The organism is Bacillus sp. WC2503 (assembly GCF_052682895.1).
In genome coordinates this window covers 4,323,774-4,348,706 of record NZ_JBQYMD010000001.1, presented here as the reverse complement: position 1 = coordinate 4,348,706, position 24,933 = coordinate 4,323,774, and the positions used below count along the sequence as shown (strand labels likewise).

Annotated in this window: 23 protein-coding genes; 12 read left to right on the top strand and 11 right to left on the bottom strand. The window is 36.1% G+C overall.

The window, feature by feature from the left end; all coding sequences use genetic code 11:
- Positions 1 to 7: 7 nt before the first annotated feature.
- The 3 genes from ACUN26_RS22535 to ACUN26_RS22525 form a co-directional block, all read right to left on the bottom strand.
- Positions 8 to 388 carry a VOC family protein gene (locus ACUN26_RS22535; protein WP_000609842.1) on the bottom strand — a complete coding sequence of 127 codons (381 nt, stop codon included), beginning with the start codon at positions 386 to 388 and terminating at the stop codon, positions 8 to 10.
- Between the two features lie 42 nt (positions 389 to 430).
- Positions 431 to 1,588 (bottom strand): acyltransferase, encoded by a 1,158-nt coding sequence (locus ACUN26_RS22530; RefSeq protein ID WP_000194346.1) that lies wholly within the window; start codon positions 1,586 to 1,588, stop codon positions 431 to 433.
- Between the two features lie 287 nt (positions 1,589 to 1,875).
- The gene (locus ACUN26_RS22525) at positions 1,876 to 3,093 is read right to left on the bottom strand and encodes a dicarboxylate/amino acid:cation symporter (protein ID WP_000649369.1); all 1,218 of its coding nucleotides are present in this window, start codon (positions 3,091 to 3,093) and stop codon (positions 1,876 to 1,878) included.
- A gap of 223 nt (positions 3,094 to 3,316) precedes the next feature.
- Between ACUN26_RS22525 and ACUN26_RS22520 the strand changes: the two genes are divergently transcribed.
- From ACUN26_RS22520 to ACUN26_RS22510, 3 genes are read left to right on the top strand one after another with little or no spacing between them, the layout of a single operon-like run.
- Complete coding sequence (locus tag ACUN26_RS22520) at positions 3,317 to 3,619, top strand: PTS sugar transporter subunit IIB (protein WP_001023559.1); 303 nt, start codon at positions 3,317 to 3,319, stop codon at positions 3,617 to 3,619.
- 14 nt (positions 3,620 to 3,633) lie between these two features.
- Positions 3,634 to 4,935 (top strand): PTS cellobiose transporter subunit IIC, encoded by a 1,302-nt coding sequence (gene celB / locus ACUN26_RS22515; RefSeq protein WP_000617765.1) that lies wholly within the window; start codon positions 3,634 to 3,636, stop codon positions 4,933 to 4,935.
- A 9-nt stretch (positions 4,936 to 4,944) separates the two neighbouring features.
- A complete protein-coding gene (locus ACUN26_RS22510; RefSeq protein ID WP_000379629.1) occupies positions 4,945 to 5,262 on the top strand; it encodes a PTS lactose/cellobiose transporter subunit IIA in 318 nt (105 codons plus the stop codon).
- Positions 5,263 to 5,371: 109 nt separating this feature from the next.
- On the opposite strand, the gene speD is transcribed toward ACUN26_RS22510, so the two are convergent.
- Together speD and ACUN26_RS22500 are read right to left on the bottom strand one after the other, a co-directional pair.
- A complete protein-coding gene (gene speD / locus ACUN26_RS22505) occupies positions 5,372 to 5,743 on the bottom strand; it encodes an adenosylmethionine decarboxylase (RefSeq protein WP_000456812.1) in 372 nt (123 codons plus the stop codon).
- 27 nt (positions 5,744 to 5,770) lie between these two features.
- On the bottom strand, positions 5,771 to 7,402 hold the full coding sequence (locus ACUN26_RS22500; RefSeq protein WP_445540887.1) for a polyamine aminopropyltransferase: 1,632 nt from the start codon (positions 7,400 to 7,402) through the stop codon (positions 5,771 to 5,773).
- 399 nt (positions 7,403 to 7,801) lie between these two features.
- Here ACUN26_RS22500 and ACUN26_RS22495 point away from each other — a divergent pair, with 399 nt between their 5' ends.
- The 5 genes from ACUN26_RS22495 (at position 7,802) to chbG (ending at position 12,018) form a co-directional block, all read left to right on the top strand.
- Entirely contained in the window at positions 7,802 to 8,104 is a 303-nt protein-coding gene (locus tag ACUN26_RS22495) for a PTS sugar transporter subunit IIB (protein WP_001023563.1), read from the top strand.
- A gap of 16 nt (positions 8,105 to 8,120) precedes the next feature.
- Positions 8,121 to 9,428: a PTS cellobiose transporter subunit IIC gene (gene celB / locus ACUN26_RS22490; RefSeq protein ID WP_001168852.1), complete on the top strand. Its 1,308-nt coding sequence runs from the start codon at positions 8,121 to 8,123 to the stop codon at positions 9,426 to 9,428.
- 182 nt (positions 9,429 to 9,610) lie between these two features.
- A complete protein-coding gene (locus ACUN26_RS22485) occupies positions 9,611 to 9,934 on the top strand; it encodes a PTS lactose/cellobiose transporter subunit IIA (protein ID WP_000989050.1) in 324 nt (107 codons plus the stop codon).
- 3 nt (positions 9,935 to 9,937) lie between these two features.
- Entirely contained in the window at positions 9,938 to 11,263 is a 1,326-nt protein-coding gene (gene celF, locus ACUN26_RS22480; protein ID WP_000145755.1) for a 6-phospho-beta-glucosidase, read from the top strand.
- Positions 11,264 to 11,313: 50 nt separating this feature from the next.
- On the top strand, positions 11,314 to 12,018 hold the full coding sequence (chbG, locus tag ACUN26_RS22475; RefSeq protein WP_000593458.1) for a chitin disaccharide deacetylase: 705 nt from the start codon (positions 11,314 to 11,316) through the stop codon (positions 12,016 to 12,018).
- 38 nt (positions 12,019 to 12,056) lie between these two features.
- Here the strand turns inward: chbG and ACUN26_RS22470 are convergent, their stop codons facing one another.
- A complete protein-coding gene (locus ACUN26_RS22470; protein WP_000794692.1) occupies positions 12,057 to 13,238 on the bottom strand; it encodes a chromate transporter in 1,182 nt (393 codons plus the stop codon).
- Positions 13,239 to 13,427: 189 nt separating this feature from the next.
- Between ACUN26_RS22470 and exsM the strand changes: the two genes are divergently transcribed.
- Positions 13,428 to 13,841: an exosporium regulatory protein ExsM gene (exsM, locus tag ACUN26_RS22465; protein WP_000207040.1), complete on the top strand. Its 414-nt coding sequence runs from the start codon at positions 13,428 to 13,430 to the stop codon at positions 13,839 to 13,841.
- Positions 13,842 to 14,011: 170 nt separating this feature from the next.
- On the opposite strand, the gene ACUN26_RS22460 is transcribed toward exsM, so the two are convergent.
- The 3 genes from ACUN26_RS22460 to ACUN26_RS22450 all read right to left on the bottom strand — a co-directional run bounded on the left by ACUN26_RS22460 (position 14,012) and on the right by ACUN26_RS22450 (position 18,810).
- Positions 14,012 to 16,687 (bottom strand): PRD domain-containing protein, encoded by a 2,676-nt coding sequence (locus ACUN26_RS22460; RefSeq protein WP_000820944.1) that lies wholly within the window; start codon positions 16,685 to 16,687, stop codon positions 14,012 to 14,014.
- A 104-nt stretch (positions 16,688 to 16,791) separates the two neighbouring features.
- Positions 16,792 to 17,529, bottom strand: a complete 738-nt coding sequence (locus ACUN26_RS22455; protein WP_000597144.1) for a polysaccharide deacetylase family protein — start codon at positions 17,527 to 17,529, stop codon at positions 16,792 to 16,794.
- A gap of 207 nt (positions 17,530 to 17,736) precedes the next feature.
- Positions 17,737 to 18,810 (bottom strand): glycosyltransferase family 4 protein, encoded by a 1,074-nt coding sequence (locus ACUN26_RS22450; protein WP_000378305.1) that lies wholly within the window; start codon positions 18,808 to 18,810, stop codon positions 17,737 to 17,739.
- 435 nt (positions 18,811 to 19,245) lie between these two features.
- On the opposite strand from ACUN26_RS22450, the gene ACUN26_RS22445 reads away from it, so the two are divergent.
- Entirely contained in the window at positions 19,246 to 20,616 is a 1,371-nt protein-coding gene (locus ACUN26_RS22445) for a UDP-glucose dehydrogenase family protein (protein WP_000287625.1), read from the top strand.
- A gap of 74 nt (positions 20,617 to 20,690) precedes the next feature.
- Positions 20,691 to 21,806 carry a non-hydrolyzing UDP-N-acetylglucosamine 2-epimerase gene (wecB, locus tag ACUN26_RS22440; RefSeq protein ID WP_000140137.1) on the top strand — a complete coding sequence of 372 codons (1,116 nt, stop codon included), beginning with the start codon at positions 20,691 to 20,693 and terminating at the stop codon, positions 21,804 to 21,806.
- Positions 21,807 to 21,846: 40 nt separating this feature from the next.
- Here the strand turns inward: wecB and ACUN26_RS22435 are convergent, their stop codons facing one another.
- Complete coding sequence (locus tag ACUN26_RS22435; protein WP_000392747.1) at positions 21,847 to 22,977, bottom strand: LCP family protein; 1,131 nt, start codon at positions 22,975 to 22,977, stop codon at positions 21,847 to 21,849.
- A 73-nt stretch (positions 22,978 to 23,050) separates the two neighbouring features.
- Entirely contained in the window at positions 23,051 to 23,686 is a 636-nt protein-coding gene (locus ACUN26_RS22430; RefSeq protein WP_000926676.1) for a YigZ family protein, read from the bottom strand.
- A gap of 238 nt (positions 23,687 to 23,924) precedes the next feature.
- Between ACUN26_RS22430 and ACUN26_RS22425 the strand changes: the two genes are divergently transcribed.
- On the top strand, positions 23,925 to 24,767 hold the full coding sequence (locus tag ACUN26_RS22425; protein ID WP_000844774.1) for a DegV family protein: 843 nt from the start codon (positions 23,925 to 23,927) through the stop codon (positions 24,765 to 24,767).
- The last annotated feature ends 166 nt before the right edge of the window (positions 24,768 to 24,933 follow it).

Genomic DNA, 24,933 nt, shown 5'->3' with positions numbered 1-24,933 from the left:
TTCTTTTTTATTTTCGTTCCATTACCGCAAAGTAATTATTTTCATTATCAGCAAAATTAAATGCTTTACCAGTAGGTAAATTTACAACTTGTCCAACTGTGACATTTTTCTCAGAAAGGTCTTTATATAGACGGTCTAAGTTATTTGAGAAGAACATAAGTGAAGGTGTATTAAGATTTAGTTCAGGTTGCATCTTCGCGATTAACGCTTTATCGTGAAGGACGATGCTTGTTCCTGCTTCTTTCGCCGGTGCAATTTCAATCCAGCGGAATCCTTTTCCGTTATTTTCTTCCGCAATAATTTGGAATCCTACTGTCTCAGTCCAAAATTGTACGGCTTCATCTTGATTATTTACATATAACATAATTTGTCCAATTTGATTAATCATAGGTGTATCCTACTTTCTTTTCTTGTATGGAATTCTATTATATCAAAGATATGGTTTGCATACTTTTTCGTGATTTTTCCGAAGTATGATCTTCGCCCACTTTATATTTGTTGTAGGAGAAGGTCCTGTAATCCACGTATGAAGTGGTAGTGTACTGCAAATGGCCATTGCTGAAATCGAGATTGTAGCCGTTATTGTAAATAATAATAGGCTATATAATATTGTGTTTTCTTGCAGTGTGAATAAAGAAAGGAATTTTGTACATAGTTGCAAGAAGAAAAAGTGAGCTAAATAAGCACCATACGTGTAATTTCCGATAAATCGTAAAGCTTTATATAAGAAACCGCGTCGCTGTACGATTGTAATAGATAGCACGTACAGTATCATAATTTCACAAACGATATATAAAAACATAGACGGTTTTAAATAAGTAGAAACGGTTAAATGAATAGAGTTTGCTCCGTAAAAACTAAATAACTCATAATTGATGAATAAAAATAAGATGAAAAATAATATTGTGATAAGCGGGATATGTTTCATGACAAATATACGCCAAGTTTTTAATGATACAGCAGCGATTCCGCCCATAACGAAATAGAACGAGTAGAAGAAGAAGGAACGATCTGTATAATGTAAAATGGTTGAACTAGTCAATTTCTCTCCATTAAAAATGTAGTGAGAGGAGTACCACATTAAAAGGAAATATAGACAAGCAAAGATGGTCATATATTTATATATGTCTTTTTTATTTTCTGTTCGTTTTTGAAACCAATAAAATAGTGTGCATAGTAAAGGGAATAATAAATGAATTTGGAACATCATAATAACGTACCAAAGATGCGGTGCGGCTGTTCCGAGTAGTAAACTTTTTATCCCGCCTTGTAATGTCATAATACCGTTTGTTGTTAATAAGTAAAGAATAGACCAAAAGAAATAGGGAATGAGTAGGTGTGTGGCTTTTTCAGAAATATATTCTTTGTATACTAATTGCTTTGTATAGTGACGAATTAGGTGAAACCCAACGATAAATATGAATGCAGGTGCTGAAAACTTTGCGAGATTAAATAGCATACCCATAATGAGGGATTGTTCAAGTAAGACATTTCCTTGATTCATTGTATATAATAAGGAACTTTGCAAAACGACAGCAAGAAATGCAATGCTTTGCAAAACTTTAAATTCCGGTGCGCTTTGTGTCATTGTTTCCATCTCCTTTTCCATACATGATTATAGTACGGAGTAAGGATGAGAGGTGTGGAATATTTGTGAAGATTTTAACAAATTTGTGGCAAGAGGAGATATCAACGATTTTTCGGATATATCTATTATAACTTCAAATATATCAACGATTCTTCGAATATATCTATCATAACTTCAAATATATCAACGATTTTTTCAATATATCGACGTTTCGACAAGGGATATCGACTTATCAACAAATAACGACAAAAAGAGGATGCTCGTTTAGAGCATCCTCTTTTTATTTATTAAGCAAATTTATTTTTGATCCAGTTTTTACCTTCTACAAGGCGAGCTGTCATTACGGCACAAGCATTATCTGCTGTTACGTTTAACATCGTTGCAGGAGGATCAATAATTGTACTAATTGCTGCGATAATTGGCAGTGCTTCTGGCGGGAATCCATATAGAGAAACGATTAACATTTCCCCAATCATACCTCCGCCTGGAATAGCACCCATTACTGTTCCTACTAATAGAGAAACGACAAGTGCGATTGCTAATGTTTTTGGTCCCTCAAATTCCATGTTGAAAATACCGAATAAGAAAGCAATCTTTAATACCCCGCCTAAAACAGAGCCGTCTTTATGAAGTGTAGATCCGAGAAGGACAACTGTTTCACGAACGTCTGAAGAAATACCCATTTTCTTCGTTGCTTCTAAGTTCGCTGGAATACTTGCGGCACTACTACAAGTTGCAAGAGATGTAACTGTAGGAGAGACCATGTTCTTCCAAAATATTTGAACACCTTGTTTGCGACCTGCAAGGTATGCATAGAAAGTGAAGAATACAAAGAAATAAATTAGAGATGCTGGATAGTATACCATTGCTGCTCGGAAGTAAGTTCCAAGAAGTTGTGGTCCGAATTCGCCAACTAATGCTGCGAAGTAAGCAGCAAGTCCGATTGGAGCGTAGTACATAATGAAAGATACGACTTTCATTGAAATTTCTGCACCAGCTTGTAAGAATGTAGCGAATGGTTTTCCTTTTTCACCAACTGCTGAAGTTGCAATCCCCATTAAAATAGAGAAGAAAATAAGAGCTAACATATTTTCACGAGATAGTAACTTCGAGAAGTCAGATACTGTTAGAATACCAACGATTTGATCTGCAACACTAACTGCTTTTTCAGCTTTGTCAGGTTGTGTTAATTCTAATACAACACCTTGTGCTGGCGGGAATACTTTCACGACAATAATCATAAAAATAGCAGCTAAAATACTCGTAAATAAGAAAGTCCCAGCCATACTAGACATAATTTTACCGAAACGTTTTAATCCATCCATATTAGCAATAGATGACGCGATGCTAAAGAACACTAACGGTACAACAATCGTAAACATTAAGTTTAAGAAAATGTCACCAAGCGGCTTTAAAGCAACTGCATCGGCACCCATGAAATAACCAATGAAACCACCAATTAGGATAGAAGATAATAAAATAAGTGGAAAGCGATATGCCTTCATAAATATATCCTCCTATCAATTAAAAAAATCATACTGAATTATTATAGCGAGTTAGAGTCCCCTTTACTAGGAAAATACCGATAGATGGAATAGCGTGAAAACCGAGAAATTTTTGTTTTTAAGCTCGGCATACAGTTAGAAATCTAGACATATATATTTGTAACCTAGTGGTAGCAAGGGATGTACCATAACTTAGGTTTAGAAAAAAGGGGAGGGATGCGGGATGAATATTTTGCTTTGCTGTGCAGCGGGAATGTCTTCCAGTTTGATTGTTACAAAAATGGAGAAAGCAGCACAGGCAAAAGGGATAGAGGTAAAGATTTGGGCTGTATCAGGTTCTGAAGTGAATAGTCACATCGATGAAGCAGATGTACTTTTACTTGGACCGCAAGTACGTTATTTATTACCGAAAATGAAAGAACTATGTAAGGGGAAAGGGATACCTGTTGATGTCATTCAATCCGTCCATTACGGACTTTGTAATGGGGAGGCTATCTTGCAAGCAGCTTTGTCAATGAAACCATGAGGAGAGTGGGATAGATGATACGGTTTTTAGAAAAATATGTAATGCCAATAGCAGGAAAGGTAGCAGAGCAGAGGCATTTGCAAGCTATACGTGATGGAATTATTTTAACGATGCCTTTCTTAATTATTGGATCATTTTTTCTTATTATTAGTGCATTACCAATACCAGGTTATAATGATTTTATGGCAGGGTTGTTTGGTGAGAGTTGGCAGAAAGCTTTGGGGTATCCAGTTAGTGCAACTTTTAATATAATGGCTTTAATAGCTGTTTTTGGAATCGCTTACAGACTTGGAGAGTATTATAAAGTGGATGCTTTAGCATCCGGGGCATTGTCGCTTGTGACATTTTTACTTGCGACTCCATTTCAAGTTGCATATATTATACCAAGCACGAAGGAAAGTGTGATTGTAGATGGAGCAATCCCAGCGGCGTTAATGGGAAGCCAAGGTTTATTTGTAGCGATGATTATTGCAATTATATCTACTGAAATATACCGATTTATTGTACAGAAAAAAATGATTATAAAGATGCCTGAGACAGTTCCACCTGCAGTAACACGTTCATTTGCTGCTCTTATTCCAGGATTTATTGTTGTGACAGTTGTTTGGATCATTAGATTGATTTTTGAACACACAACTTTCGGAAGTATTCATAATGTTGTAGGGAAGCTGCTACAAGAGCCACTTAGTGTACTTGGTGCTAGTCTTTGGGGCGCTGTAATTGCAGTTATTATTGTCCATGTTCTTTGGGCGTGCGGAATTCATGGTGCTGCAATTGTTGGTGGTGTAATGAGCCCGATTTGGTTATCGTTAATGGATCAAAACCGAGTTGCTTTTCAAGCAGGGCAAGATGTACCAAATACGATTACCGCACAGTTTTTTGATTTATGGATTTATATGGGCGGTTCCGGTGCAACACTTGCTTTAGTTGTAGGAATGTTATTGTTTGCACGAAGTCAGCAATTAAAAAGTATTGGTCGATTGTCCATTGCACCTGGTATTTTTAATATTAATGAAATGGTGACGTTCGGCATGCCGATTGTAATGAATCCACTTTTACTTATTCCATTTATATTAGTTCCAGTTGTGTTAACGCTTGTTTCTTACTTTGCGATGGAATGGGGATTAGTTGCTCGTCCGAGCGGAGCGGCTGTACCTTGGACGACACCTATTCTTTTTAGTGGATATTTAGGATCGGGTGGGAAAATTTCAGGGGTTATTTTGCAACTTGTTAACTTTGCACTAGCATTCTTTATTTACTTACCATTCTTAAAAATATGGGATAAACAAAAATTAGCAGAAGAAAAGGGGGAGTAAAGAACTAAAATGGATACGATAGAGACGAAAGCTTTTCATCTAATCTTGCATGGGGGAAATGCAAGAAGTTGTTCAATGGAAGCAATTGATTGCGCGAAGCGTGGGGCGTTTACAGAAGCGGAAGCCAAATTACAAGAAGCACTAGAAGAATTAAAAGAGGCGCATCGTGTACAAACGGAGCTTATACAAAAAGAGGCTGGTGGCGAAAAGACAGAGGTTACCTTACTGATGGTGCACGCGCAAGATCATTTAATGAATGCGATTACAGTAAAGGAATTAGCGAGTGAATTTGTAGAGTTATATAGGAAGATGTCAGTGAATGAATGAACCTTGCGTATGCAAGGTTTTTTTATGTATTTGCCCGCACCATCAGTGGGTGTTCATCCCACTGATGGTAGTTGCAATCCTCCTTTTTACGGATGAGTAAGAGAAATAGTTAATCGATAGTAACAATTTCTCCTATACCACGAATCAATTTTTTTATTTGTATCTGCTCCGGTTTTAATATATTTACGATATAATCAATCGCCATTTGTGGTTCAACAGTTGTACCGCATGTATAGCAATCAATTGCTGCAAAGTTTTTTTCTGGATAAGTGTGAATAGAAAGATGGCTCTCTGATAGTAACACTAATACTGTAACGCCATAAGGATGGAATTCTTTTGTACTTACATTTAAAACATGTGCGCCAGAATGGTCGGCAGCGACAACTAAATGGCGTTCTAAAAAGTGAATATCATCTAAGAGGGAAAAATCCACTCCCCACAAATCTACTATTATATGTTTACCGAAAGTAGAATATTCCATAGGTTAGCACTCCTTACTATAATATCGTCAAAACTCCATTTCCTTTTTGTAACATTGATGTAGGATAAGATTGGATTCTGAGTTTAGAAGAACGAGATTACGGTGATCTAAATGTTCTTCTTTAAATTGAAATAAAGGAAAAAGAAGAGAAGGTAATGTTCGAGGAGTTGGTACTACGTATAATTGCTCAATTTGATCGAGTACATAGGCAGAATTAGCTGCAATATGAAATCCCCAGTCAGTTCCGAAAGAAGGAACAATTATATGATAGCTTTTTACAATTAAGCCGGCATTTTCAATTGTATTACCGATACTCCAATATACAAGAGGTGCATCAGCAGGTGAATTAGATTGGCAGACGAAAGCACCATCTTCTGTTAAGAATGTAGCTATACGAGCAAAAAGTTCGCTTGTATATAAAGTACTTAATAACTCTGTCGCTGGATCAGGGAAATCAATGATGATTACATCGTATAAAGAGGAAGGAGAATTCAAAAACTCTTTTGCATCGCATACGTGTGCATTCACACGATTATCAAAAAATGCGCTTTTGTTCAAAGAAACTAATTCAGGAACGTTACGCGCCATATTAATCATTGCCTCGTCTAGATCAACAAGGTCTACATGTAGTACTGTTTCATATTTCAATACCTCTCGTAAGGCAAGACCATCGCCACCGCCTAATATGAGAACACGTTTTGGATCAATTACCTTTGACATAATCGGATGCACAAGTGCTTCATGATAAATTTGCTCATCAACGGAACTAAATTGTAGTTGTTTGTCCAAATAGAGGCGAACATCGCTGACTTGTACTAAATTAATATTTTGATAATTACTTTTTTCTTCAAATAAATTTGTGTGTTCCCCAGCTTGTATTTCTTTTAGAGAAATTTCATCCCATATATCTAAGCTGTGTGAATCTGTGGGTACTATGACTACATTTTCCGATTGTACGTGCTTGTCGTGCTTATCTTGTTTATCTTGTTTATCTTGTTTATCTTGTTTATCTTGTTTATCTTGTTTATCTTGTTTGTCCTGTTTGTCCTGTTTGTCCTGTTTGTCCTGTTTGTCCTGTTTGTCCTGTTTGTCCTGTTTGTCCTGTTTGTCCTGTTTGTCCTGTTTGTCCTGTTTGTCCTGTTTGTCCTGTTTGTCCTGTTTGTCCTGTTTGTCCTGTTTGTCCTGTTTGTCCTGTTTGTCCTGTTTGTCCTGTTTGTCGTGCTTATCTGGTTTACCTGGTTTACCTGGTTTACCTGGTTTATCTTGTTTGTCCTGTTTGTCTTGTTTGTCTTGTTTGTCCTGCTTGTCTTGTTTGTCTTGTTTGTCCTGTTTGTCTTGTTTGTCTTGTTTGTCCTGTTTGTCTTGTTTGTCCTGTTTGTCTTGTTTGTCCTGTTTGTCCTGTTTGTCGTGCTTGTCCTGTTTGTCTTGTTTATCCTGCTTGTCGTGCTTATCTGGTTTACCTGGTTTATCTTGTTTGTCCTGTTTGTCCTGTTTGTCCTGTTTGTCCTGTTTGTCTTGTTTGTCGTGCTTGTCCTGCTTATTTTCTATTTCCTGCTGTTCTAGTTCAAATTTGTCAGAGTCTAATTCAGAGCGCTCGTCTTTTTTATAGCTTGTTATTCTATAAATCTTTATTTTGCTTTGTTTTCTATGTTTTGGCATAGGAATCCCCTTTCGAATTGTGTTATTTTATTTTATTCTATGTAATTTAGTAGAGTTTGCTTGGACAATAGATAGAAGAGTGTGTTCAAGAGAGGTTTATTTTTTTACTGGATTTTCAAGCTGAAAAAATTTTTTAGTGTTTTTTATTTTAAATACAACTAGACAACTAAACACTAATCTATTTTCATACAGTTATGTGTTAAAAGTGTGTTGTTTTATAACACACTGTGTGTTATTTTGGGGGACACACTAATTGAAAGCGTTAACACACAAAGAAAATGCTCGAAAAAGCGCTGATTTTAGTGATTTTAAAAAGTTGGCACGCTAATTGCATTAATAAATAGCGTAAAGAAAAATAAATAACATAAACTTTTTATACTACACAAGGGGGATTTTCAAATGAATATTTTATTATGTTGCTCAGCAGGGATGTCTACAAGTTTACTAGTTACAAAAATGGAAGCGGCTGCAAAAGCTCGCGGTTTAGAAGGAAAGATTTGGGCTGTATCTGGGGATGCAGTAAAAAACAATATCGATCAAGCAGATGTACTATTATTAGGACCACAAGTTCGTTACATGCTCTCTTCAATGAAAACGCTTGCTGATGAGAAAAACGTTGGAATTGATGTTATTAATCCAATGCACTACGGCATGATGAATGGAGAAGCAGTTTTAGATCACGCACTAACACTTAAAAAATAATTAGGGGGGAAGCGAAATGCAAAAATTTATTGCATTTATGGAGAAATATTTAGTTCCAGTCGCAGGAAGAATCGGATCGCAGCGTCATTTAGTTGCAATCCGTGATGGTTTTATCGCAGTTATGCCTCTTATTTTAGTTGGATCGTTTGCAGTACTTATAAATAATCTACCAGTTGATGCATTCCAAAAACTTATGAAGGGTGCATTTGGGGATGTTTGGAAAGATATCGGCGGTGGTATGTGGACAGGGTCCTTTGCAATATTAGCTCTCATAGCCGCAGTTGGAATAAGTTATAATTTAGCGAAATCTTACGGTGTAGACGCGTTGTCAGCAGCAATTATTACATTCGGTGCATTAATTATTATATCTCCGACAACGCCAAAAGAAGGCGGTATTGATTTAGCTTGGACAGGATCACAAGGTTTATTCGTTTCTATCATTGTAGCTCTTCTTGTAACCGAGGTATTCAGGTTCTTTGTTCAAAGAGATATTACAATTAAGATGCCAGATGGTGTTCCACCAGCAGTAATGAAATCCTTCGCAGCATTAGTTCCAGCATTCGTTATTTTAATCGCAACAGCAAGTATTCAATTAGCTGTGAAATTAGCGGGAACAAGTATTCATAAAATCGTATTTGAAACAATTCAATTACCATTACAAGGTTTAGCAGGTACGTTACCAAGTGCAATTATTATCGCATTACTTATTCACGTATTATGGTTCTTCGGATTACATGGTCCTAATATTATCGGTGGTATTATCGACCCAATCTATTTACCAGCACTAGAAAAGAACATTAAATTATTTAACGATGGTATGTCTGCATATGATGTACCGCACATTTTCACAAAGCCATTCTTTGATGTATACGTATACATCGGTGGATCAGGTGCAACATTAGCATTCTTAGTAGCGGTAATGCTTGTTGCAAAAAGTGCGCAACTTCGTGGTGTAGGTCGCGTATCTATCGGTCCTGGTTTCTTCAATATTAACGAACCAGTTATTTTCGGTACACCAATTGTATTAAACCCAGCGTTAATCATTCCATTCGTACTTACACCAGTTGTATTAGTAATTACTTCTTATACAGCAATTTCTTTAGGATGGGTACCAAAAACAGTTGCTTTAGTTCCATGGACAATGCCACCAATCTTTAGTGGTTATCTTGTAGCGGGCGGAAGTATTGCTGGTGCTGTACTACAGCTTGTAAACTTTGCAATTGCGGTAGTTATTTACTATCCATTCGTATTAATGTGTGACCGTACGTATGTACAGGCTGCGAAAGCTGAAACAAAAGGAAACGACAATTCAGTATCACTTTAAAAAGTGTTGTTCTGACGAGTTTGTATAGCTCGTCAGAACAATTACCTTTATATCATGTTCAAAAAGATGAAAAACATCTATAAGAACACCAAACTATCATTCATAAAATAATAATTTAATAGACATGTTCAAACTGAAGGGGTATTTAAATCGGTTGAACCATAATAGAGAGGGCGGTAATTATGATGACTACAGCAGAACAAATTCCATTCCAATTGATTTTAAATAGTGGTAATGCAAGAAGCTTTGCAATGGAGGCACTTCAATTTGCCAAACAGGGGAAAATGGCAGAAGCAGATGAAGCGATGGTAAAGGCGAAAGAAGCGATTAATGAAGCGCATCATTTCCAAACAGAGCTCATACAATCAGAAGCAAGAGGAGAAAAAACAGAGATTAGTGTTCTTTTAATCCATGCACAAGATCATTTAATGAATGCGATTACAGTAAAAGAATTAGCAGCAGAGTTTATCGATCTTTATAAAAAGCTTGAAGCGAAAGGGGAATAAAGCATGACTGGAATTAAAATTGCTACAATCGGCGGTGGATCTAGTTATACACCAGAGTTAATTGAAGGATTTATTAAACGTTATGATGAGCTTCCTGTTCGTGAAATTTGGTTAGTAGATATTGAGGCAGGAAAAGAAAAGTTAGAAATCGTTGGTAATTTAGCGAAACGTATGGTGAAAAAATCAGGTTTACCAATCGAAGTGCATTTAACACTTGATCGCCGTGAGGCATTAAAAGATGCTGACTTCGTAACAACACAACTTCGCGTTGGTTTATTAGAAGCACGTGCAAAAGATGAAGCAATTCCGTTAAAATATGATGTAATCGGTCAGGAAACGAATGGTCCTGGTGGTTTATTTAAAGCGCTGAGAACGATTCCTGTTATTTTAGATATTTGTAAAGATATGGAGGAACTTTGTCCAAATGCATGGCTAATTAACTTTGCTAACCCAGCAGGTATGGTAACAGAAGCTGTCCTTCGCTATACAAATATTCAAAGAGTAGTTGGTCTATGTAACGTTCCAATCGGAATTCGCATGGGTCTTGCGAGATTACTTGAAGTAGATGCAAGTCGTGTACATGTTGATTTCGCAGGTTTAAACCATATGGTATACGGATTAGACGTATATTTAGATGGCGTAAGTGTAATGGATCGAGTGTTAGAGCTTGTAACAGATCCAGAAAAGCAAATTACGATGGAAAATATCGCTGCTCTTAATTGGGAGCCAGACTTTATTCGCGGTCTTCGCGCAATTCCATGTCCATATCATCGTTATTACTACAAAACACGTGAAATGTTAGAAGAAGAGAAAGAAGCTTCAATTGAAAAAGGTACACGTGCAGAAGTAGTAAAACAATTAGAAAATGATTTATTCGAGTTATATAAAGACCCGAATTTAGATATTAAGCCACCACAATTAGAAAAACGTGGCGGAGCTTATTACAGTGATGCAGCATGTAGCTTAATTACATCTATTTACAATAATAAAGGCGATATCCAGCCTGTTAATACAAGAAACAACGGAACAATTGCAAGTTTACCACATGATTCTGCTGTTGAAGTGAACTGTATTATTACGAAAGAAGGTCCAAAACCAATTGCAGTGGGAGATCTTCCAGTACCAGTTCGCGGTTTAGTACAACAAATTAAATCATTCGAGCGCACAACAATTGAAGCTGCTGTTACAGGGGATTATCATAAGGCGCTGCTTGCTATGACAATTAATCCACTTGTACCGTCAGATAAAGTTGCAAAACAAATTTTAGATGAAATGTTGGAAGCACATAAAGAATATCTTCCACAGTTCTTTAAAAAGGTAGAGAAGTAAAAAGCGGCGCTATTTAGCCCGCTTTTTTTATTCTATTAGGAGGTATTATGATGATTAAGTTGATTGTAAATGCAGATGATTTCGGTCTTACAGAAGGTACAAATTATGGTATTATTGATGGACATATAAATGGACTTGTAAATTCAACGACAATGATGATGAATATGCCAGGAACAGAACATGCCGTACGCTTAGCGAAAGATTATAAAACGTTAGGAGTAGGTGTGCATCTCGTATTAACGGCAGGAGAACCACTTTTAAAGGATGTACCATCCCTTGTAGGGAAAGATGGGGCGTTCCATAAACAACGTGTTGTAAGGGAAGGGAATATAAATCCTGAAGAAGTTGAGAGAGAATGGACTGCTCAAATTGAGAAATTTTTATCTTACGGATTAACACCAACTCATTTAGATAGTCATCATCATGTGCATGGATTAAAGGTTTTACACGATGTTCTTGAGATGTTAGCAAGTAAATATAACGTTCCGATTCGTCGTTGTGAGGAAGATAGAGCAGTGCGCCCATTTTCTGATGTGTTTTATAGCGATTTTTACGCGGATGGTGTGACGGAAGATTACTTTTCCAAGTTAAAAGGAAGAGTGAAGGATGAACAAACGATAGAAATTATGGTACATCCAGCGTATATTGATCCAGAGCTTGTGAAACGTTCTTCTTACGTAATGGATCGTGTGAAAGAATTGCGTATTTTAACGGAGAGTGAGTTACCTGAAGGAATAGAGCTTGTGAAGTTTTAATAGGAAAACGACGGCTAAGTGGCCGTCGTTTTTTATATTTATAAAATAGATATAACATATCCACCAAAAGCCCCGAGTATAACGATAATCCAAGGCGGTGTTTTCCAAAAAGTTAGTAAGCCAAAAAGAAGAGATGCAAAGACAAAATCTGAAGCATTCATAATTGTACTCGTCCAAATTGGATCGTAAAAAGCGGCAATTAAAATACCGACAACTGCGGCGTTAACACCGAGTAATGTGCCTTGTATAGCGGGTACCTTTCTTACACTGTCCCAAAATGGTAAAACACCAATAACGAGCAAAAAGGCAGGAAGGAAGATAGCGATTGTTGCGATTACTGCTCCAGTGGTTCCGTTTAGCACTGCCCCTATATAAGAAGCAAATGTAAAGAGAGGCCCTGGCACCGCTTGTGTTAATCCGTATCCAGCTAAAAATTGTTCTTTTGTCATCAGCCCGTTCTGTACAAACTCACTTTCAAGAAGAGGGAGTACGACGTGCCCTCCGCCAAATACGAGAGAACCAGAACGGTAAAAGCTATCAAATAATGCGATATGAGGAGAGAGCGGTCGCAGTATTGGTAGCAATAGTAATAGTCCGAAAAATAAAATGAGACAAGAACTAGCCATCGTTTTTGAAATAGAAATTTGTATTTTATAGACTTGGGCGTTTTGAGGAGTTTTATATAAAAGCCAGCCGATCAGCCCTGAAAGTAAAATGAGAATGATTTGTGTCCAGCTACTTGGCCATAACAAGGCAATCGCGGCAGTTACAATGGCGATTGTTGCACGGTTTCGGTCCGGAGTTAGCTTTTGAGCCATTCCCCATATTGCATGAGCGACAATTGCGACTGCTACAAGTTTGAGTCCATGAATCCATCCTGTACTTCCAATTTCGAATTGATTAAGGAATGAAGCAAAAAAGACTAAAACGAGAACAGAGGGAAGGGTGAAACCAATCCAAGAGATAATTGCTCCTAATAGCCCGCCCCTTAATAATCCAACGCCCATACCGACTTGACTACTAGCGGGACCAGGAAGGAATTGACACAGTGCTACTAAGTCTCCGTAACTTTTTTCATCCATCCATTTTCTTTTTTGCACGTATTCATGATGAAAATAACCAAGATGAGCGACAGGACCGCCGAATGAAGTAAGTCCTAATTTAAATGAGACGAGAAAAATCTCGACTAATAATCGAAAAGAATAGTTGTTATTTTTCAAAGTAACCTCCTAGAAAGTTTTTTCTATGTGCATTATACAAGAGGCGGTAAAGCAAAAGAAATGATTCTTATGTAAAGATTTTGTGAATCTTTTCTTCGTAATTAAAAGTTGAAAAAGTCATAAATGATTATGTGTAAACCATAAAGTAGTAAAAGAAGTGCTGGGAAATTGATATAAGGAGAATGCCCTATGACAACACACTTTTTTGCTAGGTTAACAGGGAAGAGGGAATTGCCTCCTGTAAATACAGAAGCTTTTGGGGTAGCAGAGTTTATTTTTAGTGATGATTTAACGAAGTTGCATTACAGGGTAATATTAAAAAATATAGAAAAGGTCACATCGTGTCAAATTCATTTAGGGAAGTCCAGTCAAATTGGTCCCGTTGTTTTCTATTTATACGGTCCGCTAGAGCAAGGGATTAGTTTGAATGAGGGAAGCATTACTGGTGCCGTAAATGTGGAGGAATTCGAAGGGCCTTTACAAGGAAAATCCCTTGTTCATTTTCTCCAAGAAATTATTCAAGCTAATGTATATGTAAATATTCATACGAAATCACATAAAAAAGGAGAAATAAGAGGGCGGATTAGAAAGGTAAAGAAGTAAATGAAAAGGCTGCTCCAAAAAATTGGAACAGCCTTTTCGAATTAGATAGGATGATGTGTATTGACGATACATTCATATATTTTGAAAATCGTCGATATAAATTTATCCTGCATTAACTGCCCGTAAAAGCCTTCACTTTATTCGAAGGAGTGTCGCTAAAGGTTACTTGTTTAACTTTTAACAGGCTGATTTTTAATAAAGAAGTCCATGATATAAAATACTTCATCATCTGGTATTTGTATTTCAAATGTATTTTCAATTGGTTGTAATGCTTTTTTCACTTTCATATACATCCAGTACTCATCTTGTCTTCTTTTTTCTTTATCAGGATGAGGAAGAAGTTTTTCTCCTTTTTGAAGACGATCAACCATACAGCTCATATGCAAAATAACACCCATTAAGCTATCAGGAGTTAGCTGCAAGGAAATTAATTCTTGAATTGTATTTAGTGCGTAACGAATTGTTTTAATTAGTAATGCCCCGTCGTTACGCTGCATTTGTTGTTCAAGAATATCGGCCATTTTCGCATATGTCTCTTCATACGTAATTAATTCTTGAATTGGCTGAATCGCTGTGTAGTTCACAATATCTTGGAAATGATATGTTAAACATGGAACTTGCACATCGAAATTTGTGACGATACAAATGATATTACGCTCTTTTTTTATGTTCTCAATCATTTTCGTTAAATCTTTTTCATGGACGATACTAATTGGAATAATTTCAATTAAGTCTTTATCAAATCGTAAATAGTTCTCTAACATTTTTTGAATAGCTAAGGCACTTCCTTCACCAGTTAAACAAGCTGTTAAAATAACAGACTTCATTGGTGATAGTGGCTTTTTCTTTTCTTCTTGTACGTTTAAATAGAACGGCGTTAAGTTCTTTACTGTTTCATATAGTGCATCTAATGAATAGCCGAGCTGAGCTTTTCGAGCTGCTTCTAGTGCGTGTGGAGTACTTGTCATGGAAAGGACACGTACAGGAATTTTGAATTCAGTTTCTAATATATCACCGATATAGGCAAGAGACCCCATATCAACAAGTAAGAGAAGCCCGTTTACATTTTGAAGTGTTTTCATATACACTTTAACCCGTTCTAAAAAATCTTTCGGTGATTCATGTAGCGGCATATCAATACCGGTCACTTCATCAATACCGAGGAGTTCATTTGCAACGTTTGCCATTTCTGTTGCGATGCCATTACCGTGCGCTAATATTAATACTTTTACTTCTGTTTGGGAAGCAGGAATTGGATCAACAACGAAGAACATTGTTAAGAAGCCAGCTTCATCCATGGGCATGGTTATTTGTAATTCTTCTTCCAGTAGTTGAATGCATTGCATAGCTACGGAAAAAGCTTCTTTATATTTCGTACGAATTTGATTCAATTGTGGGTGATGAATTTGCTTCCCGCTTTGTAAACGTTGTAGAGTTGTCTGTACATGTAAACTTAATGCGAGAAAGACTTTTTCATCAAACGTCTTAGATAAATGTTTTTCAGCGAGCTCCGCAATTTTTTCACATACGGAAACGATGTTACGATCAACAATTTTAAAAACATTTTCATGACTTGTCTTTTTGGACATTTGGTTAAAATATTGTACGAAAAAGCTTTGAATATCATTTTCTATTAGTAATTCTAATTCTTCCTCTTCAATACCGCGTGCTTGAAGTTCTTCATATTTATAATCAATATAGTCGTAAATAGAAGACCGTTTTTCATCTTCTGCTTTATGTTGACTCCAACCTTCATCTCCCGTAAATACAAATGTTTCATTTGGTATTTGGTATAGGTGACGGCTCTTTCTTTCAATAAATAGCCCTTCTTTCATATACCAAGGTAAATCTGTACTTGAAACATAGACAGAATCACGTTTCTTTGTTACAAAATCAGAATAAGCTTTCGCACAGGCGATTTGTACATCTGTTTTTAATTGACCGATGTTATTGGGACAATTGTAAAAGACGAAAGCACGCATTGCGTTCGGGCTAACGTGAATTTCTTTCCTTAGCCGAATTGCTTCATTTGTGAAAAATAGTTGCAGTAAAGCAAAGCGTTCTTTATGTGTACGCTCACGAAGTGGTGGAAGCTTGACAGTCATCGGTATACGTCTTGTAAATGTTTTTAATAAAAATGAATTTGGTTCTTCTGTTGTTGCAGTAATGATTAATACTTGTGCTTTACGCTCGTTTTCTGTTTCTCCTAGGCGGCGATATACTCCGCGATCAATAAAAGTAAAGAGCATTTCCTGTCCTTCTGGAGGAAGGCGGTGTACTTCATCTAAGAAAAGAATTCCTTCATGTGCTTTTTCAATTAACCCTTTTTGATCATTCGCACCTGTGTAAGCTCCTTTTTTGATCCCAAATAACTGTCCTAGTAGTAGCTGTGGATTGTTTGCATAATCAGCACAGTTAAAGACGATAAATGGTGCCTTTTTTGGAAGCTGTTCAACTTCAATTGCATATTCGTGCATTAAAGAAGCAAACATAGATTTCCCGACTCCTGTTTCTCCTAGCAGTAAAGTATGCATACCGTTTGGAGGATAGAGAATAGAAGCTTTCGCCTTTTCAATTGCGATTTTAAGGCTCGTATTTTCAATTGCAAATGTATCTAGTGAAGTCACGTCTTTTGAATGCGTTTCCAACGAAGTGTTCGTTTCTATATAAAAACGAACAGGGCGCGTATTTGTTTTTAATAAACGTTTATCTTTTACAAGTTTGTTTAAGTCGCTACTTACATTGGCACGATCTAGTTGCAACAGGGTAGCGAGTTCTAATGCGGTTATACCTTCTGTATAATTTCCTTCTTGTATTGCGTTAAAAATGAGATCTATTCGTTTCATTTCTATTCACCTCGAAACTTCATCACTATTTAAAATTTTACACAAAAATGAGAAGGGTGGGAAGAGAAAAATAAAACAGCTTTAGCATATAGGCACTAAAGCTGTTACAATCTTGTGTCTTTCCAAAAATTAACTTCGAGATGGGAAGAGGGATTATAAGGAAGAAGTTTGTATCCTTGTGACTGTAAATAATCGATTACTTTTGGCAGTATTTGTACAGTGACACTTGAATCATGCATTAAAATAACTTCGACTTGTTCATCACTTTGATTACGTACTCTTTCTAGTATGGCAGAAGGATTGTCATAGCTTTTCCAATCATATGTATCAATTGTCCAATCCCACATTTTATATCGAGCTGATACAAGAGCATCACGATAATTCTTTTTTAAGTAAGGCATGCTACCGTATGGAACGCGGACGAGGTGTGTATTTAATTTTGTAACTTGCTGGACAATGTTTTGAGTTTGTTCCATTTCTGTAATTAAAGTGGAAGGATCGCCAGTATAAAGGCGTTTTACATCGTGTGACATACTATGAAGTCCAATATAATGTCCGTCTTTAATTAATCGCTGCATCGTCTTTTGGTAATGCGGTACTTTTCCGCCAATAACAAAGAAGGTTGCTTTTCCATTCTTTTCTTTTAAAATGTTTAAAATTTGCATCGTATATTTGTTTGGTCCGTCATCAAATGTTAAATACGCAATCTTTTGTGTAGGAGAGGTCGTTTCAGCATTTGGATGATGTTCAGCAGGAATAATTGTAGTTGCTTCAGGATTAGATGACGTGTATATAGTAATTGTGAAAAATAAAATGATACATTGAAATACTCGCTTGATCATAACATTCACCCTCAGTTTGACAATCAAGATGTAAAAAATAAAATTTGATACTTTTTTTATTATGTATATCTTTCTCCAATAAAGGGACTCTCAAACAATCTATATTTTGGAAATGTCAAATAAGGAGTAAAAAATAAAAAATAGCATCCTCTTCAAAGAAAGAGGATGCTATTTGAATATTTCATAATTGTAAAGGCTATACTACAATTAGTCTTCGCGTTTTTTCATTTTTTTATAGAAGGAAATAATTGGTTTGTAACGTTCGTGTACAAGGCCGATTATTTCAGCAATGATTTCTGTGAAGAAGATTAAAATGAAAAGAAGAATAATGGATAACCATAATGTTGCACTAGTGAAAATAATGGCATTTACACTAAAGAAGATACCGAATGCGTATATAATTAGTACCGTTTTACGATGAGAGAATCCCATTGCAAGCAAACGGTGATGTAAATGCGATTTATCTGGTGCTGAAATAGGTTTTTTATTTACGATACGGCGGATAATTGCGAATGCCGTATCAAATACAGGTACACCTAAAATGATAACTGGAACGATGAAGCTGAATAACGTTACACTTTTGTATAATCCAAGTAACGATATGACAGAAATACAGTATCCTAAAAATAGTGCTCCTGTATCTCCCATGAAAATTTTTGCTGGATGGAAGTTATAGAATAAAAATCCAAGTGTACTTGCAAGTGCAATTAGTGCTAGAGGCAAAATGATAGCTGTTCCAGTACCCCATGGGCTAGTGAAGGCCATATATGCCAGCGTTGCAAGTACGATAGATGAAATTCCAGCGGACAATCCATCTAATCCGTCAATTAAGTTGATTGCATTTGTAATACCTACAATCCAAAACACTGTAATTGGATAAGCAAGCCATCCAAGTTCAGTATCCCCGAGGATTGGAATATATAATACTTGCACTAATAATCCACTTTTTACAATCATAGCTGCAACTAATAGTTGTCCACCGAATTTTACCTTCGCAGATAGTTCGTACATATCATCTAAAATCCCGATGATTACAATGATAATCGCACCTAATGTTATCGATAACATTCTTTGTTCATATAACCCGCCAACAACAAATCCTACAGCTACACCGATAAATATTGCTAATCCGCCAAGACGAGGCATAATCTTTTGGTGTACTTTACGCGCATTTGGCTTATCTGTTGCTCCTATTTTAAAAGCTAATTTAATAACTAAAGGAGTAACGACGAGTACAGTGATGAAAGATGCCAAAATGGCATAAATCACTTGTGAGTCCATTAATACCCCACCTTTTTATAGTCTAACATAATTTTTTAGTTTATTTATCTGAAAATTATGATGTTTATTTGCAGGCTCATAACATATGGTATCACAAAAAGATTAGAATTCAATCTTTTTTTCTTTTTGTAGTAAGTGGAAGTGAATAGAAGATATGACAATTGTATATGGAATGTTAGCTCATTTAAGAAGGTTGCGTTTGTTGGTATTTATAATAGACCATTTTCGCGCCTCTCCTATAGTGAGTATTTTTATTTCAGTATTATAAGTGTTACACGTAGAAATGAGTAAGTCTCGTGTTAAAATATGGTAATTTATATTCTCTTATGTAATTTTACAAAAACTTAAAAAAGTATGGAAAAGGTAATTCATATAATAGAGAAGTAAAATGTTTTCTCATTTTTAATATGAGAGGAGGAAGCACAGGGGAATTCTATGTATTCGTATATTTTCTATTGTATATTCCTGTGCGAAGGGGAAATGAAAATTACGATAATTGGTACTGGATATGTTGGATTAATTACAGGAGTAGGTTTGGCAAAACTGGGACATTCGGTCACATGTTTTGATATAGATTATGAAAAAATTGAACGGATAAAACAAGGGGATTTACCTATTTATGAATATGGCTTACATGAATTAATACATGATGCGTATAAGTGTGCAAAGTTAACTTTTACAACAAGTAAATTAAAAGCTTTTAAAAATGCTGAATTTATATTTATTGCGGTTGGAACACCATCATTAGCAAATGGGAGAGCTGATTTAACGTATATTAAGCGTGCGTGTGAGGATATTGGGACGTACGTGAATAACGATATTATTGTTGTTACGAAAAGTACAGTTCCTGTAGGTACAAATGAAGCGATGCAGGGATGGATTGAGGCGAAGTTACAAGGGAGGCACAAATTACATGTCGTATCGAATCCAGAGTTTTTACGAGAAGGTTCCGGTATTTATGATTTCTTCCATGGTGATCGTATTGTAATTGGAGCGGATGATGAGAAAGTTGCACGGAAAGTAGAGGATTTGTACAGTGCATTATGCTTGCAAACGTATATTACAGATATTAAGAGTGCAGAGATGATTAAATACGCGTCTAATGCATTCTTGGCTACAAAAATTAGCTTTATTAATGAAATTTCAAATATATGTGAGAAGGTAGGAGCAAATGTATTAGATGTAGCAAAAGGAATGGGGATGGATAAGAGAATTGGTACCCATTTTTTACAGGCGGGCATTGGATATGGGGGATCGTGTTTTCCGAAAGATACGAAAGCACTTGTACAAATGGCAGGAAATGTTTCTCATGATTTTCGTTTGTTAAAAGCGGTCATTGAAGTGAATAATAAGCAGCAGTTGTTATTAGTTGAAAAAGCGAAAAAAGTAATAAATATGAATAAGAAACGGGTTGCAGTTCTTGGAGCAGCATTTAAACCGAATACAGACGATATTAGAGAAGCACCATCTCTTATTATCATACAAGAATTGATTAATATAGGTGCGGATGTAGTTGTATACGATCCGAAAGCAATTCAGCATGTACAACAAACATTTGGAAAGACGATACAATATGCTGAATGTATAGATGAATCGATTAGAGGCGCGAGTGCAGTTTTTATCGTAACGGAATGGGAATCTATTCGAACATATCCATTAGAAAAGTATGTACAACTTATGGGGGAGGCTATTCTATTTGATGGGAGAAATTGTTATACTAATGAGGATGCTAGAAAGCAAGGGATAGATTACTACTCAGTGGGACGAAAGAATGTTTGTAATAATCATGTTGCTACTATTCGATAAAAAGAGCAAGTTCCTTGTTTATTCTTATACGTCATAATAGAAACTGTAACTAGTGAGAGAAAAGAGGCAATAAAATGACTGAACGTTTAAAAGTAATGACAATTTTCGGGACACGTCCAGAAGCAATTAAAATGGCACCTCTTGTATTAGAGTTGCAAAAGCATCCAGAAAAAATCGAATCAATTGTGACTGTAACAGCACAACATCGTCAAATGTTAGATCAAGTATTAAGCATCTTTGGAATTACGCCAGATTTCGATTTGAATATTATGAAAGATCGTCAAACTTTAATTGATATTACAACGCGCGGTTTAGAAGGTTTAGACAAAGTAATGAAAGAAGCAAAGCCTGATATCGTCCTTGTACATGGTGATACAACAACAACATTTATTGCTAGCTTAGCTGCTTTTTATAATCAAATTCCAGTAGGTCATGTTGAAGCTGGACTTCGTACATGGGATAAGTATTCTCCATATCCAGAAGAGATGAATCGTCAATTAACAGGTGTAATGGCAGACCTTCATTTCTCACCGACAGCGAAATCAGCAACGAACTTACAGAGAGAAAATAAAGATGAGTCACGCATTTTCATAACAGGAAATACAGCGATTGACGCACTGAAAACGACTGTAAAAGAAACATATAGTCATCCGGTACTAGAGAAGCTTGGAAATAATCGCCTTGTACTGATGACAGCGCATCGCCGTGAAAACTTAGGTGAACCAATGCGTAATATGTTCCGTGCAATTAAGCGCCTTGTTGATAAACATGAAGATGTGCAAGTTGTGTACCCTGTTCACATGAACCCTGTTGTTCGTGAAACAGCAAATGATATTTTAGGAGAACATAGCCGTATTCATTTAATCGAGCCGCTAGATGTGATTGATTTCCATAATGTTGCAGCTCGTTCATACTTAATGTTAACTGATTCTGGCGGTGTTCAAGAAGAAGCACCATCACTTGGCGTGCCAGTTCTTGTTCTACGTGATACAACAGAGCGCCCAGAAGGTATTGAAGCAGGTACGTTAAAATTAGCAGGAACAGATGAAGAGACAATCTTTAATCTTGCTGATGAGTTACTATCTGATAAAGAAGCTCATGATAAGATGGCGCAAGCATCTAACCCTTACGGTGATGGTCGTGCATCAGAGCGTATTGTTGAATCAATTTTACAACACTTTAATAAGTAAATAAAAAAGAGCCAAATCGTATAAGAGTTGGCTCTTTTTGTTATTCCTGATTTCTCATAATCCACTCTGCATGAGCATTTGTGGAAGGGGGCGGCTCAGTTGGTGTTTTGTTCGGGTTTGTTTCTTTCTTTGCTTTTTCGTTAGAGTTAGAATTTGAGTCAGGATTTGATGAATCGGTTTTTGTATTTGGATTTGTTGGAGTTTTTGCTTTTTCCCCTAGTTCTTTTTCTATTTCATTACGTACCGTCTCTACACCGATTGGATCCGGAAGGAAGTAATAAATACCGCCTATTTTTTTGTCTTCTCCTTCAAGTTTTAACGTTTGTATTGTAGAAGGATCAAAACCAGAAAGTTTATTGTAAAGAGCAAGTCCGTCTGAAATAGGAATGTCGGTTTTTATATATTTTCCAACGACAGTCGTTAAATCTTTAATTTTAAATACAGTAGAGGCAGAATTCAGTTTTTGAGCAACAGCGGCTAGCAATTGCCTTTGTCTAGCGGCTCGGCCATAATCGCCGTTTGGATCCTGCTTTCGCATACGGACGTAAGCGAGTGCCTCTTCACCGTTTAAGTTTTGTTGCCCTTGCTTAAATTGGATTTTTTTGTAGTAATCCACGTCAGAGCGCTCCCAAAAATCGAAAGGGACATCAACGGTAACACCGCCAACAGCATCAACGATACCTTTAAAGCCTTGGAAATCAATTTTAATATAATGGTCTACAGGAACTTTTAGAAAACCTTCGACAGTTTTGATTGCCATTTGTTCTCCACCATAAGCATGCGCAGCGTTAATCTTATCTTCTTTGTCCTTTCCGACAATTGGAACGCGACTATCCCGAGGAATACTCATAAGTGAAATCCTTTGAGTTTTCGGATTGACTGTCGCAAACATTAATGAGTCTGTACGCCCATTTTGACCATCTGTTGCATAATCTTCTATACCCATAATGAGGATTGTAAAAGGTTCCTTTGTAATTTCTACATCTTTAGTTCTTAAATCTGATTTTTCACGACTAAATCCACTATACATCCCCATAAGAGAAGTGTAGGAATTTAATATATAGATTCCTACACTGCCAAATAAAAATGCGAAAATAAAGAAGTAGAAAAGTTTTCTTCTTCGCTTCTTTTTTATTCTGCGATTTTGGAGATGATGATAACGTTCTTCCATATATAATCTCCTTAGTTCATTGTAGAGAAGTTCTTCACTACATTAATCTTTAAAGGTGATAATTTCATTATTCTTAGATAAGATCTTGCTCTAAGTACAACATATCTCCTTCTGTAATTGTACATTTCCCATTTGTTAATTCAATCATCCAATCTGTGAATGCTTGTTTCCCATCTTCTTCTACAAACGTATCAAATGTGACATTTTCTAAATAATGTATATCTTTAATGACATATTTTGAATGGCGTAATTCATTTTCTAACTTGCCAAGTAAAGTGTAATCAATCCCGGTTTGTATAACCCGCACTAGTTTTCGTTCGACAATGCCGACGTGATTAATACCTTCGCTTGTACATTTTCCGTATGCGCGAATTAATCCACCTGCACCGAGTTTAATGCCACCAAAATAGCGTGTAACGACAACAACAGTATCTTTTAAACCTCGTTTTTTTAATACCTCTAACATAGGTACACCAGCTGTGCCGCTCGGTTCACCGTCATCGTTCGCTTTTTGAATTTGATCTTGTTCGCCAATTAAATACGCTGAACAGTTATGTGTTGCATTCCAATGCTGTTTTTTTATTTTTTGTATAAACGCTTGCGCTTCTTCTTCAGTTGTAGCTCTATTTACATAACAAATAAATCTTGATTTTTGAATGACAATTTCGTGTTCGCCATAGTCTTTTATTGTTAAATATTGTAATAACAATGGTATACGCCCCTATCTGTCAAAATGACTAGTACTTTACATTTTAAAAGCGGGCGTTTTTATATTCAAACATTTTTTATAAATAAGCTGAAATTTTTGATGAGTATTTTATCTTTTTGTTGTAATTTGTCGAGATGCTGAGTATAATTTTCAACCGGTATTTTTATGTATGGATGCACCTTTTTTAGTTTTCGTGTAAAATTAGGGGATAAAAATTTTTTATAAGGCAGGTACGAGAATGAAAACAGCTATTGTTACTGATAGTACAGCATATATACCGAAGCATATTCGTGACGAACTAAATATATATATGATTCCATTAAACGTTGTATTTGGAACAGAATCTTATCAAGAAGAAGCTGAAATTTCAGTAGATGATTTTTATGTAAAAGTACGTGAGCAGGAAGAACTTCCGAAAACTTCGCAGCCAGCGATTGGAAAGTTTTTAGAGTTATACGAAGAATTATCTAAAGAATATGATGCAGTTATTAGTATTCATCTTTCAAGTGGAATTAGTGGTACATACCAAACAGCGACGACAGCTGGACAGATGGTAGAGGGTATTGAAGTATATACGTATGACTCTGAAATTAGTTGTGAAGTACAAGGATTTTATGTACGTGAAGGCGCGAAATTAGCAAGTGAAGGAAAAACACCAGAAGAAATTACCGCTCGTTTTGATGAAATGAAGCAAACGATGGACGCATATTTTGTAGTGGATGATTTACATCATTTACAACGTGGTGGAAGATTAAATAGTGCGCAAGCTTTCATCGGTAGCTTGCTACAAGTGAAGCCAGTTTTATATTTTAGAGAGAAAGTCATTATTCCATTTGAAAAGATTCGTACACGTAAAAAAGCGCTAAAACGTATCGTTGAAATTTTTGATGAACAAGCAAGTAAAGGTGTACCTATGGAAGCAGTTATCATTCATGCGCAACGTGAAGAGGAAGCGAATGAATGGAAGCAAGAATTAGAAGCAAAATATCCTCATGTCGCAATTCGCACGGGTTATTTTGGTGCTGTAATTGGTACGCATTTAGGTGAAGGTGCACTTGGTCTTGGATGGTATACGAAGTAATAAGATAGAAAAGGCTCTCTTTTTGAAGAGGGTTTTTTTACGGAAATGTTACGTATAGTTGACAAGTTAATATTTGGAAATGATAAAATGTACGTAAAATAAAATATGAGGAAAGTTTTATAACTTACTTTTTACAAGAAACTATATTATAATAGAAGAGAGGTGA